The sequence below is a fragment of the Ruegeria sp. R8_1 genome (genome assembly GCF_017743815.1).
GTDB classification, from domain to species: Bacteria; Pseudomonadota; Alphaproteobacteria; order Rhodobacterales; family Rhodobacteraceae; genus Ruegeria; species Ruegeria lacuscaerulensis_A.
This window is the reverse complement of sequence record NZ_JAGHRL010000012.1, coordinates 21,912-36,108: the sequence shown is the minus strand read 5'-3', so window position 1 is coordinate 36,108 and position 14,197 is coordinate 21,912. Positions and strand designations below refer to the sequence as shown.

General features: G+C 54.7%; 7 protein-coding genes. All 7 read right to left on the bottom strand.

What is annotated here, in order from left to right; translation table 11 throughout:
• Positions 1–115 precede the first annotated feature (115 nt).
• The 7 genes from J7380_RS19705 to J7380_RS19675 all read right to left on the bottom strand — a co-directional run bounded on the left by J7380_RS19705 (position 116) and on the right by J7380_RS19675 (position 14,195).
• The gene (locus J7380_RS19705; protein WP_209198394.1) at positions 116–340 is read right to left on the bottom strand and encodes a hypothetical protein; all 225 of its coding nucleotides are present in this window, start codon (positions 338–340) and stop codon (positions 116–118) included.
• A gap of 100 nt (positions 341–440) precedes the next feature.
• Positions 441–998 carry a hypothetical protein gene (locus tag J7380_RS19700; RefSeq protein WP_209198392.1) on the bottom strand — a complete coding sequence of 186 codons (558 nt, stop codon included), beginning with the start codon at positions 996–998 and terminating at the stop codon, positions 441–443.
• Complete coding sequence (locus tag J7380_RS19695; RefSeq protein ID WP_209198390.1) at positions 998–1,402, bottom strand: hypothetical protein; 405 nt, start codon at positions 1,400–1,402, stop codon at positions 998–1,000. The genes J7380_RS19700 and J7380_RS19695 overlap by 1 nt, the downstream gene beginning before the upstream one ends.
• Positions 1,383–5,459: a caspase family protein gene (locus tag J7380_RS19690; protein WP_209198388.1), complete on the bottom strand. Its 4,077-nt coding sequence runs from the start codon at positions 5,457–5,459 to the stop codon at positions 1,383–1,385. The genes J7380_RS19695 and J7380_RS19690 overlap by 20 nt, the downstream gene beginning before the upstream one ends.
• Positions 5,460–6,026: 567 nt before the next feature.
• Positions 6,027–11,570, bottom strand: coding sequence for an AAA family ATPase (locus tag J7380_RS19685; protein ID WP_209198385.1), 5,544 nt, complete (start codon positions 11,568–11,570; stop codon positions 6,027–6,029).
• Complete coding sequence (locus J7380_RS19680) at positions 11,563–12,876, bottom strand: tryptophan 7-halogenase (RefSeq protein ID WP_209198383.1); 1,314 nt, start codon at positions 12,874–12,876, stop codon at positions 11,563–11,565. Before J7380_RS19680 ends, J7380_RS19685 begins: the two co-directional genes overlap by 8 nt.
• Positions 12,873–14,195 (bottom strand): FAD-dependent monooxygenase, encoded by a 1,323-nt coding sequence (locus J7380_RS19675; protein ID WP_209198381.1) that lies wholly within the window; start codon positions 14,193–14,195, stop codon positions 12,873–12,875. The genes J7380_RS19680 and J7380_RS19675 overlap by 4 nt, the downstream gene beginning before the upstream one ends.
• Positions 14,196–14,197: the final 2 nt, after the last annotated feature.

Below are 14,197 nucleotides of genomic sequence, written 5' to 3'. Positions count from 1 at the left end.
TTCCGCCCCCGGGCACCATTTAATTTTATGAAAATATTATATTTTCTCGAAATCTGGTCTAGTTCCTTGCTTTGATTTTTGTCGCTGTACCATCTCTGTACCATTTCACTTCACTTTAAAGTTGCCCGATGGTTTTGGTGCTTTGCTTGTATTTTGCAAGCCAGACGGCGCGATGGCCTCGCACGCGCAACAGCAAGCCCAGCTTACCGTAGTCTTTGAAAGTGTAGGTGCCGTTGTATCCGGCTTCAGCCATCTTCTCGGCCCTATTTACAATGCGTCTGTCAATTTCGCACGCTTCTGTCGGCATGATTTGTCCTTCAAATAATGATGTGAAGGGCATTTCATGCTCCAGGGCCTATGTCGTTAAAGGCTGGTTAATCGAACACTTAGGGCTGCTCTAAGACGGGAGAGGTCCAAAGCACATAGCTTTTTGGCAATAATCAACGTCTGTCTATTATCTTTTTCAGTTTAGACAATCCTGACCCATAGCCATGATCAGGTCCGACCATGCCGCCGAGTGGTTCGTCAAAGTACTCCATGAATTGAGCAACGGTCCCTCCGAAGAATATTTGAACTGTCTTTCTGTCACATATTCTCCCTTCCAGGCAGAGGCCCAGGCTGTTGAAGAAGTAGGTGACTGTATCAAAGGCATTATGGTTTTCAGAATCCGCGAGGATGTTCTTTGTAACGCGCGTTAACAGCAATTTGCGAAACGCACCGTTCTCGCGGGCATTTTGGATTTCGTTGGTCGGTATCTTTTCAAACTCGAGAGCAAGGGCTCTGGCCAAAAGATCATATGCATCTTTTGCCCCATCGCTCTCCCATCTTTCGATATAGGTGAGCGTTCTCTCGACACGCAAACCCTTGGCATCACTAACATATTGAAAAGCAGCGACGACGATCCCAAGCGATCCGATGATCGTCAAAAGCGCAGCGAGCCCGTCAAGGAATGTTATCGAAATCCCAAAAAGCTTGGGATCATCTTCGGCTTTGGACATTAACAGCTCTCAAACAGGTCAAAAGTGACTGTTGGATCGAATTCCCCGCTGTGGCTCTCGATCAACTTTTTCAGGCAGTTAAGGCCGAATTCGTCCAGTATGTAGACGGTCTTCAGGTTCGAGCTTTCGCGAGCATGTCCGAGTTCCGGCAGAGACGAAAGCGCCCGGTTTTTCACCCCGTCTTTCGCGGATGCACTACATGCTGCCAGATCAATGGTTGATCTTCCGTTCTCGCTCCTCGAAACTTCGTTCGCGATGCTTTCGTATTCTGATATCAAGCAGTCCGCGATCACGTCATTTACTTCGACAACCTCATCGCAAATGTAGCAGCTTCCCATCGCTATCGATGGTGCAAGTGTTATTGAGACAAGAACTGCGGCTGATTTAAAATAGTGAGTAATCACCAATGACTCTCCCTCTCGTCATCCAGGGCACTTGACGGCCTTCGCTCTGGGCGCGAACGATGGATTTGACCCCCTTGGCCAATTCTGAAGACTCGATGCGCCCGTTCGCGTTCAAATCGTATGCGTCCCTCTGGGTGTTAATGACCCGCTCCACGGCAACTGAAAAAAGCCCTCCCTCCAGTTCATCGGATTCAATGGAAAACTGGCGCCCTTTCGCGGCTGCAAGGATGGTGATGTTTTCCGGAAGGTTCGTTAGGCCGTTCAAAGCGCCGTCGTTGGTCGCAAACATGCCGGACCCGGCGTCCCCTGAATGACACGCATCGATGAGTATTGTAATGCGCGCCTCGGTCTGCCGAAGCATCGCCGCGACATCTTCGAAGTTGAGGGCCGTATTCTTAAGATCACTTGGATCCGTGTCGTGCATTGCAAGATAAAAGGAACCGTCGTCGCCTTGAAGCCCGTGACCGGCAAGAAACAAAACCGCATTTCCGGTCTTGTCCAAACCGTTCAACAAATCTCGAATTCCCGTGAGCGCCTCATCCGGCTTCGCACGCCGTCCACCGATGAAGTTGGCCTTGTCAAAGGCAAGGTCCCTGTCCGGAATTCCGGTCAAGCTTGTCAAGATCCGGTCGGCATCCGCTTTGGCGTAGTTCAGGTTTTCTAACCGAGGGTGCTTGTATCGGTCGACGGCTATTGCCAGGGCCCTGTTTTCAGCCGCAACTAGAGGCTTACCCAAATCGACGGTCAGAGGGGTGCTGGCCAGCCCTTCCTTTGACACGGCAATGATTGATGCATGTTGCGCACCTGCAAGCCGGTCAAACGTTGTGTCGACGAAATAGTCCGTTTCCTTGATCTGAAGTTCATTGGTCAAAATCCCATCCTGAAAGACTTGAAGCAGGTTGGCTTGTCGATCCGGTTGCAGTTCGATTTCTGCGTGGATTTGTGCCCCATCGGCCGTAAGCTGGCCGGACACCGCAGGCGGAATTGAGATTTCCACAGGTGCAAACTCGCGAGCCCCCAGAAGTGATCGCAACAACCCGTCCCGGTAAAGCTTGGTGCTGAACCGGTCCAAGCTGAACTGCTCATCCAACCCGGGAAATCTGAGGTCAATCAAGCTGGCGGCTTCTGCCGTCGCGTCAAAGAAATACTCAGGCGACCATACGGCTATTTCGTCCTCAACCACCCTGCCTGCAAAAGCTTGTTCGCCAGATGAGATACTCCACCCATAGAAACTGCCGTCGCTGTTTATCTGGATGATATGAGAGCCGTCGGCGGTCAGGGCCACGTCGACCAAAAGGTCGCCGGAAGGCAAATTTTCGAACTCGCGCACTACTTTGCCAGACTTAAGGTCGTAGGCAATCATCCGGCCATTTCCAGGTGCCAGCAATACAAGTGTTTCCCCGAAAAGAACCGCGTCGAAAACGTTCTCTTCAAAACTGCGGACGTAGTTTGCCCCCAAGAAGTGGCTTTGCGAAATCGAAGCGTCTTTGAGAACCTGAACGTGCATTTCATCTGTTGTGTTCAAAACAAACAGATGCGCGCTGCCTCTTAGCGATCCACCGGTCGCACCCGAAACACAATACGCCCGCCCGACCAGAACACTTCCACCCCGGAAGCGGATTTTGTCCAATTGAGCAATGTTCTCTGGAATTGCCAAGTATCCCGGAGTCGGCAAAACCGTTTGCTCAGTTATGTCAGCCTCTACAGGCAAACTGAGCGAGCCATCCTTTCGGCGTGAGCCCAGGTAATCGAAGCACGAGCTCGCATACAGGTTGTTGTCCGGTTCAGGAAGCAGTTCAATGCGCCAGTTCGTATCTTCGGTCACATCCCGGAGGGCCGATTTAAGTGTCGTCAACTCTTGCGCATTTCTGTACGTCGACGCTTCGGCACCAAGAGGGGTCTCTTCCGGTTCAACAAGTCTTTCGCCTCTTGCTCCTTGCGCCAAAGAGATCCCTATCCTCTCGAAAGCACCAGCAGCGCCCGCTTCTGCACCGCCGGCGCCTCTGAACAAAGAAGCCATCTGGATTTTTTCGTCAGCAACCTGATTGTTGACCGCCACCCCAATCTCGACAATCGGCTTCTGCTCGGCTTTGACAAGGTTCGTTGCACTGAACCCTGGCTCGGCAGAAACCGGCGAAACAAGCCCAACACTTCGCAACAAGGTCACTTGCAAAGCTGGGGACCAATCTTCTGAGGACAGGTAACCCGTACCAACGCCCTCGCGCGCGAAAACACTTCCATGCAATGGGCTTAGGGCGTAACCCAAAGACCCCCTAACCTCCAATAAAGCGTTTTCAGTGCTGAAGTGGACTTGCGTTTTATCCGGGTTGGCAGCACAGCAGGCGGGACCTGTGAGTTGGTTTTCCACCACCTTTCGGTTGCTAAATGTAAGTGCCGCCTCAACTTTTCCCCAAGGCGCGTTCGAGCCGAATACAAAACTGTCGGCGGCGCCCCAATAGAGCGTGTCTTTAAAGATTTTGAGTTTACTGACTGTTTCCCCATCGACAACATCTATCAATTCGTGGTGCTCGTCATGCAACACGATCAAAAACCGCCCAGTCGGAGACAAGGTTGCTTTCGAACCTGCTCTCTCAACAATCTCGGACCCAGTGGAGGAACTTATGATGCGAAACCTGTTCTCTCCCGCAAGGACTCTTCGGTCAAACTGTGGAATATCGACGTAATGGGTCAGGTCTTTTTGGCTTTCCGCTGTTCCGACAACCAATTGTGCCGGCTTGGGATTGACTGGCATTACATGTGACTGCGTGTCCAGAACGACCTCTTTGCCACACGCACGCAGGTAAGCGACCAGAGCAACATTCAGCTCCAGCTTTCCCGCTTTGAGTGGTTCGATGACGACTTGACCTGATGTCCCAGTGCCTCTGGCCCACAAGGGCACGAAGGTGCGGGTGTGTTCCTTTGCGTGACTTAAGCCGAATGGGCCAAGGGCCTCGGGGCCAAGCGTCATTGCTCCCAGACCCCTAGTTCGAAAATAGTCTGGTGAACTTGCTACGATCCAGACAGGAATGCGGTCTTCCAGCGAATTGCCGGACCACTCTACCTCGACCGGCGTCCCCACGCGCTGGGTCTTCTGTGGGACACTGATCTGAACCGATGAAGCCAGACGTTCCAAGGCCTCCATTTCGGCATTGCACGACCGCCCCAGCCCTGCCGATGCTTTTCGCACGCGCGACACGAAACCTTCTTCTGTGTCCCCTTCTTTCCAGGTGACCGTTGCGTCGACTTTCGGCAGCGGTCCACGTGTTGGTGGGTATGGTATCGACTTGTTTTCTATCTGGATATGAGAGGAAACGGCGCCTTTGAACGAAACCATTTTTCCAGCCCGGGACTTCAACAAACAGACGCGTCCGGCGTCCTCGTTCCAGGTGTACCCACGGCAATTCTCTGTCCAGGTGCAAAGAGCCTCGCACTGATTTCTGGACAGATCACGCATCAAACTCCGATCAAAAGGGGTTCGAAGGTCATTACCCGGGATGTCAGCCGCAAAACGCTTACCGAACGCATTGAAGGACCCCGGATCCATGTCCAGCTCAAACGTGGGCTCATCGGTTCTGCGCTTGTACCCCGCTGACCAGCCCGAACTTGCGTCTTTCGCTTGGCCTGAGCCCGAGCAAACCGCCTTAAGGGACTTGATGGCCGCAGAGGACCCGCGGAGCGAGACAGTGACAGCCCGAAATCCGAAACTCGCGCGCATCTTGGAACCTCTGCGCATATCGGAAACGACGCCTGAGTTGCGATCCACAAGAATCGAAGCGCCACCGCGGTCCTCGACGAACTCGCCCCGGCCTGAGCGATATCCATCGACTGAAATCTGACCGATGCCCTTTCGAATTCCATCGCCCGTTACATTGAGCACGTAATTGTTGCCGGATGCGCACCGAAGGGCAATGCAGTTGTCCGGGCGATTTGGGTCGCACGTACGCGCTTCATCGTTTTGGACAGTCCAACTTGAGCCCTGAGCGACAGCTGCTGAAGAACAAGGAAGCAAAAACGCTGAAGCGACAGCGAGCTTGGATAGGTATTTTTTTGAAATCATTAGCTTCTTTGGGTCGTTTCAATCTTGAGGAGAAACCTAGTGACATCACTATCGGCTTGATTAAAAGTTTCTAGACAAAATCTCCTTTATCACCCCAATTGTTGCAAAACTAAAACAGCACTTAGAACAGTGAACTCGGTATCCACTGCTCGTAACCCGTTAGTTTCATCATGTTGCTCCGCCTTTTACCCTCACGTCATGCCAGTGCTAGTGAAACGCCCAGCACTAAAGTCCGATCTGTCGAGGCTATAGCGCCAAACGGCCCAAGAACGATCCGTGCCGATCTAAACTGAGTACGCAAGGCCCCGGCGCTTCAAGCGTCCTCTAATTGATGGGAAATTGGATCCCAAGATCAAAGCGGAAACCACCCGCACAGCGACCTGCAATGGAGACCGCCGCGCAAGTTCATAGAGCCAAAAACCAATACCGCTTAGTTGTCCGGTGAAGCGGGACTGGATCACACACAAAACAATGCCTCGCATTCGTCTGGGTGGAAACTCAACGAGTCCTCCGCCAGTGAAGACTTGTTTTGTCGCGCCAACACAATTGAATGCGAAGCGTTGGGGTTTAGGTCTCCCTAGCGAACTTCTGAAGCGACGCTCGAACGTCAGGGGGTACGGCTGTAAAGCGAACCGTAAAGCATCCGTCCTGATCGTTTTGATCCAGTACTTTCGCAAACACCGTCAGGGGTTCGGTAGAGCCGTTTGCTTGCGTGATTTGAATTTGCAGATCCGTAAGGGGGCTGGGCGCATCTGTCGTCGTAATACAGGCTTCCGACGGTGAGAGTTTAAAAAGCTGGCCCTCCTGAACTTCGCCAACGACTTGCTTGCCCACGACGGTCCTAAAGTGAACGGGTAGAGGTGGATTTATCTCGACCAATTCGACCGGTTGAGCGGACAGGCTGATTTCATAAGTTCCACCCACGCCAAAAAGTTCGTGCAGCACCAGCGGCTTGCCAGCCCCCTTGGGTTCGACTGTGCGCTTGCTGCCAAGTTCCAGGGGTGCTCTTGACGACTTGAGTGTCTCATCTGCAATCAGAATTTGCCCACCGACAGTATAGCTTTCGATCCGCGCCGCCAGATTGGTCGTGCTACCGACAACACTGTATTTTGCGCGCTTGTCTGAGCCGATGTTTCCGACCACAACTTCACCCGTGTTCACCCCGATTCCCATCTCGATTTCAGGGAAACCATTCGCGGTGTTCCATTCGTTCACCCGCACCATCCGCTGCTGCATTTCCAAAGCACAGGCCAGGGCGCGTTCGGTGTCGTCGGGTCTTTGCAGGGGGGCGCCAAACACCACAAGGATTGCATCACCGATAAAGGCATCAATCGTGCCGTTGTATTTCTGAATGACGTTTGTCATCTCACTGAGATAGCTGTTCAGCATAGCCACGATGTTTTCTGGCGGCAGTGTGTCGGACAGGGTCGAGAAACCCCGCAGGTCTGACATCAATACCGTGACCGTCGTCTTCTTGCCGCTAAAGTCGATCCCGTCCGCAGATTTCAACAGTTGATCGACGACTTCGCTGGCCAGAAACTGGCCAAAGGTCTGTTCTAGGAACTTGGCGTGAACCTCAAGTTGTTCGGTGCGCTCGCGGACTTTGTCTTCGAGATGTTCAACGATCTCGGCATTGCGCATAGATACCGCAATCTGACCCGAAAGCAGTGAAAGCAAATGAGCGCGTTCAGGTTTAAACGCTGCACTGACCAGATTGTTTTCCAGAAATACAAGGCCGATCAGTTCGTTCTGGTGCAGGATCGGCTGACACAGAACCGAACGTGTTTCGTTTTCCTGGACATAGGCGTCCACCATGAACCGCTCATCTATCTGAGCGTCGTCCACGAGAACAACGTCATGCGTACGCGCCGTATAGTTGATCACGCTGGCCGGGACCAAACGTGCGCCTTCAGCCGAGTCGAGCCGAACGGGTTCCTGAACGCCAGTTCCGTCGGAAATGACGCTAACCTCGGTTTCGATCACCAGATCGTCCCCGCGCGCCAGTAATAGAACGCCGCGCTGCGCACCGGCGTTCTCGATCAGAATTCCAAGCAGCCGATCCAATAGGCGCCCCACAACCACTTCGGCTGAAATGGTTTGCGCGGCCTTAAGTAAGGTGTTCAGGTCAAGATCTTGCCCAAGCAAGTGATTGGTCGCGACTTGCGTACTCGCAGAAATGCTTTCTGTCACAGGCTGGCTGGTGGCGCGACGCTCGCGATGTTCGGCAAGCAGTTGCGGGAACTCCAGCTCAAGCTCTTCGACTTTGCGTTGAGCCCCCCAAAGGCGGTAGGCATGTCGTGCATCCCGCAGATACATCATCCCGATCCGGGCATTCGGTCGTGGGGTCATGATGTACCGCGCGGCCAGTTCGCAGGCCAACGCTTCGTCCTGAAGGAACCGACCTTTTTGAGCCGCCTCAATAGCCCCGTCAAACAGATCGAGGACTTCGACATCTTTGCCATCCAGACGTGCAACTTCAGCAGCGACCATTAGGCGTTTGGCTTCAAAGTTATCTGGGCCGGACTCAGCCCATTGGCCCAACCTTTCAAGATTTGCATCAAGCTGGGCTCTGAGATCCGGGTCGGGGTCACCGTGCTGCAGAATAGCCGCAATGGACAGGGACTGATAAAGCAGGTGATCGGCAAGACAAGGATGGTTGATCACAAAGCTCAGAAGGGGCTCAACGAGTTTTGTCTCGAGCAGTGCGTCATGTGGGCGTCCAAAGACATACAGAGCCTGCGCTTTCAAAATCCGATAGAAACAGATGGCCATGGACATCTGGTTCTGCTCGCACGCTGACAGAAACGCGGCTTCGTCCAGGTCGTCAGTAGAGAAATCGGCACTGGATTGCGTGCGCCCGGCCAGAGTCGAAAGCCCCAGACGATAGGCGTTGATACCTGCGGCTGCCCCATGGTTCTGGGCTTTGTGCAGAGCGTCCAGTTGCGCGGGCATCGCATCCAGAACCTGGTCCAGCGGTTTGCCGGCAAAACTGTCTATCACGACCCGATACATGACCAGATAACCGGCCCACAAGATATCGCCCGAGTTCATTCCCTCGCGATAACCCCGTTCGATCACGGGTACCGCATTGCGAACATGCTGGACCCACGGGATCAACTCGACACCTGTGACCAGGCAAACGGTTGCAGTCGGTGCACGCGCTCCGAACTTGTCACACAACCGCAGGGCCAATTCCCCAAAGGCCAGACCTTCGCGGTACTTGCCCATGAATGCACCGATGATCAGGCCAAAATTGGCAAAGAACAACGCGGATTCCGGTGCGTTGCCATGCTTGAGCGACAGTTGAACCGAGGTGCCGACGATCTGTGGGAAAAGTTCCTGCCTGTTCAGGAAGGCCGCAATGGTCAAATGCCGCAAACAACGTTGGGCCAGCGCGATTTCGGGGCTGTCCACGTCCGGGTTTCCGAAAAGATCTGCAGGGTTGCCCTCGCCCAGCATACCGGCTGCCTGACCGATAGCGTTTTGCCCAGCCTCTTCGAGATTCTCGAGGCTCATCTGAACCCCGACAAGATCCAGCGCTTTTATCCCTGCGTTGATGGCTTCGTCGAACTCCATCAAAAGGGTGTGCTGGGCTATCCGTGTAAAGTAGATTTCGGCTTTCTCTAGGTCGGTGCGCGCATGTTCAAGGGTTGCGTTTACGATTTCGGTGCAACGTTCGAAATTACCAGTTAGATATTCCAGAGATGCTGACAGGTTTTGGGCCTCGAACATCAACTCGTAATTCTGGTTCCAGCCGTCCGACCCCAAAAGCTCTGAGGCGGTGTTCACGAAAGACAGCGCGGCACCGTAAGCGGCCGAGTCAAAGGCCTTTCGGGCGGCGATCAGGTCAAGATGGGCAAGATCAAGCTGTTCTGCTCGGTCCTCCATATCATCCCGGCCGATATTCAACTGATCGACCACCTCGAAGATACGGTCGTTTATCTCATCTTCCGTAAGCCGGGCTCTCAGTTGGCGTCCGATTGCAAGGTGCACGCTGCTGTGGCCGTCTGTTTCGATTAGGCCATACGCCGCCTGTTGCACTCTGTCGTGCTGAAATGCGAAATCCCGCACGACAAGCGGCGACAGCGCGTTGTCCATTTCCGTCACCACAAGATCGGACAATGGCTGAATCATCTCTTCCCTAATTGCGGGCAACAGACATTCAAATGCTTGTTGAGGTTCGATCTTGAGGATCAGTGCCAGTGTTTCAATATCGAAACGGTTGCCAATACAGGCCGCAATTTGCAGGACGTTCTGCGTATCCTGTTGAAGGCGCCGCAGTTTTTCAAGCAACAGATCAACCACGTTGTCGGTTATTTTGGCAGCGCGGATCGCCTGGATGTCCCAAACCCATTTCGCGGGTTCACCGTTTGACTCGGATTGCTGGGTGATCAGTTTTTCATGGTGCAGATCCGTAAGGAACTGACGCACGAATAGAGGATTACCCTGCGTTTTTTGTACCACAAGTTGCGCTAGGTCGATCAGTCGTGATGCGTCGGCGTGTAGCGTATCTGCAATCAGGCTGGCGATATCCGACATACCCAATGGGGCAAGGGACAGGCTGGACAGACGTCCCCCGGCTTCTTTTACAGCATCCAGAGCGCGGGTCATCGGATGCATCGCGTCCACTTCGTTGCTGCGGTACGCGCCGATCAGCAGAAGGCGCCCGATTTCTTCATCGGTCAAAATCACGGACAACAAACCAAGCGTTGCGCTGTCGGCCCATTGCAGGTCGTCCAGGAAAAGCACCACAACGCGGTCGTGTGCACACAAAGCACGCAAGAACCGCCGAACTGTTTGATTGAAACGGTTCATCGACTCGGCGGCATCCAGTTCCGGAGCTTCCGGTTGCGGGCCGATGATCAGTTCAAGTTCTGGCACAACGTCCAACAGAACCGAGGCGTTAGGCGCCAGGGCTTCGTTCAGTTCTTTGTGCCAGGTCGCGTGGCGTGTCTGGCTTTCGGTCAAGAGCTGCCGTACAAGGTCTTTCAGCGCGACTGTCAGCCCCGAATACGGGTCGTTTTTCTTGAACTGTTCGAATTTGCCTTTGATGAAATACCCACGTTCACGGGTGATCGGTTTGTGGACTTCGTTGACCAGCGCGGTTTTACCAACGCCTGAATACCCTGAAACCAGCATCATTTCAGCCGGTCCTTGCCGAACGCGTTCAAAGGCCTCGAGCAAGGTGCGCACTTCGCGGTCGCGACCGTATAACCGCTCGGGCACGGTAAAGCGTTCTGTCTGGTCCCGACGTCCCGGTTCAAACCGGTCCAGGTTCACGCCAAGGCGAACGGCTTCGAGATCGGCAATAATTCCTGCGGCGCTCTGGTATCGGTCTTCAGCCTTTTTGGCCATCATGCGCCCGACAATCTTCGACAGGGGCAGCGATACATCTGGATTGCGGCGATGCGCCGGAACCGGTTCACGCGCTACGTGGCAATGCACCAGTTCCAGCTTGTCTTCGGCCTCAAACGGGGGCACGCCGGTCAGCATTTCGTAGAAAGTCGCACCCATGGAATAAAAGTCGGTGCGATGATCAAGGGTCCGGTTCATGCGTCCGGTCTGTTCCGGCGAGATATAGGGAAGCGTACCCTCCAGAACCTCGGGGCTTTTCAGAACAGGATGTTCGGTCGAAAACTGCGTCGCAATTCCAAAGTCGATCAGTTTGACCTCTCCCGTGCCGGGATTGATCAATACGTTCTGAGGCGAGATATCCTTGTGAATGACGTTGGCTTGGTGGATGCCCTCTACGGCGCGGGTGATCTGCAGGGCAGTCTCAAGGAATTCGTCATGTGACAGCGCCCGGTTAGAGAGCAGTTCACCGACTGAAATGCCATCGAAGTCTTCCAGCACCATCATCAGCGATTTGTCGTGACGGCTGAGTTGAAGGGCACGGATCACGCCCGGCAGGTTCAGGCTGTTGGTAATCTCAAACTCGCTGCGGTATCGCGCAAGTCGGCTGGCGCTGGGGAAGTCGTTCTTGAGGATCTTGATGACCACATGTTCCCCATCCGAGTCCCGTGTTGCGCGAAACACAAAGGAGTTGGTGCCTTCATAGAGACGTTCGGACAATTGGAAGCCCGGGACGAAGGACATATTGATATTAGACATGTGTGCCGTTACCCGCCGACGTATTGTTTGCGTTATAGTAGCCTATACCATGGCCAACTTGTGCAAAATTTAGTTCCGAGAAGTTTCCGAACGGGATGAATTTAGTCAGCTTGGGCAAGATGTCCTGCTCCCAAATATCCTGTTTCGTGCAAGCGCCGATTTCCGTGCCTGGTAAGTCGCGTCCGACATCCAGAAAATCACTCATGGCACCGATATGCCCCCTCAGGTACGCGTGTTTTCCAGCGTACTCAAGACTGCGCGCAGCCAAATCCCAGAACGGGCTGTTCCAGCGTGAACCACGCACATAGTGCCAGGCGATAAACAACGAGTTGCGCAGGACATAAGCCCGCATTGTTCTGTTGGCATGATCGACGGCTTGGATATCTGTTGTGCTTTGGGGGTGATGGTCCGTCATCCAGCGCTGCGCAATACGGACCTGCATGATCGTTGCGCCAATGGCGGTGGCCTCAAGCGGTTCAACGAACGAGGCCGCGTTACCGATGGTAAAGACGCGCCCATCAAACCACGTGCGCCGCATGAAATTCGGAAAACTGACCCGAACGCGAATCTCGGCCAGTTCCGCACCTTCTTCTTTGAGGAAGCTGTCGAAATCCGCCAATACGTCCTCATCGCTGCTTATCGAGGGATTGAACACATATCCGCACGATGTCCATTCCCTGAGCGGTATCTGGAAGATCCACCCGTGTGGCCGGGCAACGATGCGGGACATGCTTGTGTCCGGGCTGGGCGGAAGGCGGCGCACCATCGCGCGGCCTGTCGGGATCCAATCCATTCGGATTATGTCAGGGTCTGCCGGTGCTTGATCCCACGCCCCCGAAGGAAAACCGCGCGCGTCCAGAACATAGTCGCACTGCAGATGGCTGCCATCCTCAAAACCAATGTTCACGCCGTCGGGCAAGCTGTCCAACGAAACCACCTTCGCATCCATCTGGGTCGCGCGCACATGGTCTCGGATAATGCCGGTCACGCGACCGGCGTCAAAGTGGTATCCGAACAGACGCGGTGGCTGGAATCGGTTCACGAAATCCACGTCCCGCGATCCCCAGCCTTCATAATAGGACCCCGATTTGACTGTCGCGCCGCACCGTTCCGCGATTTCATCCGGGCCGACGCCGGTGACTTCGTCTAGCCACAACGGGAACCGCGGTGTGGTTCCCTCACCAACGCCGATCGTCGGAATGCGGGAATCGTAGATATGCCAAAGTTGCGCCTTTGGGAAATAGCGGGTCATATGGGCCGCAGCGATGAATCCGGCGGTGCCTCCGCCCAATACAGCAACTTTCATGCTACGGCCTCGTTCAAAAAGGATTCGGGTGCGCGTAGCATATGCTGAAACTCCAGCAAAACTATGGCCAACGCTGGGTCAAATGGCGCGGCTTGAACAAGACTTTCGATCTGAGGTGTCAAGTTGGTATTTGCTTCAGGGTCTGTCCATATTCCGGTGGCAATGCGCCACGGCCATTCATTGTGCCGGGCCAATTGAGACTGGAAAGATCGCGCGTGTGGTTCTGGCTGATCCAACCATCGCGAAAGCAGCTGGACCCCCCGCGCGGCCGCAGTCATTCCTAGCCCGGCATAGGGATCCAGCGCGCAAACACTATCGCCAAGAGCAAACAGGTTTTCGGGCCAAAAGGGATAGTCCTCATACCGACGTTGACGGTTTGCCGTGCGCCCAAACAAATGCGGCGGCGCGACTGTTTCGGCGTGTTCCAATATGTTACTCAAGGTGGGGTCGGACAAACCAGCCGCCAGCTTCAGTACACCCGGCCCATCAGTGGGCAGAGGTTCAGTTTCGGGCGTTTGCAATACCACGCCCCAAAGGTCGTTTTCAGCACGCATCATCATTCCCGCACGTCCGCTCGATTGGCGGGTAGGGGCTAGCGCAAGCCCTTGCCAGTCAGGGGCTTTATCCGCAGGCAGGCGAACCCAAAGTGAAACGTATTGCCGACCGGGCGCGATCTCGGTTCGGGTGATGTGATGCGTGTCTCCGAAGTGCTGGGCTAGCCACCGCGGCAGGCGCGAGGCCGCACCGCTAGCGTCGATGACAAGGTCGGCAGTGTCCAAGACCTGAACAACGCCCGTGGTCGTCTGAACCCGGACACCAGAGACGCGCGATGCGTCTGGCGTGAGCGTCAGACCCATGACGCGATCGCCTTGGCGGATGCGTATATTCCCGGCGCGGCTCAGTAATCGGGTCAGCGCCGTTTCAATCAGGCACCGCGAAGCGCCGTACAGGGTTATGCCAGTTTCAACCCGCGGGAGCCATCCCGAAGTTACCCGCATCGCGACATCCGCGCCCGCATCGTATGGCACTGCACCCAGCGCGATCAATTCCGCGCGCCAACCGGGCACCAGATCGTCAAACGCGCGGGCCCCGGCACCCATAAGCATGTGCAGGCAATGGCTTTGCGGTACGGCTGAGCGGGCCGCTGGGGCGCTGCTGTTTGGTTGGGCATATTCAGACCGTTCAAGCACCGTGACGCGCGTAAACCGGTCTTTCAGCATATGGGCGCACAGCAGCCCTGCTATGCCGCCACCAATGACCAGCGCATGTGCGCTTTCCTTGGCTGGCGTAAAGGGCTGAGAGGCTGCTGGCGTGACCATGT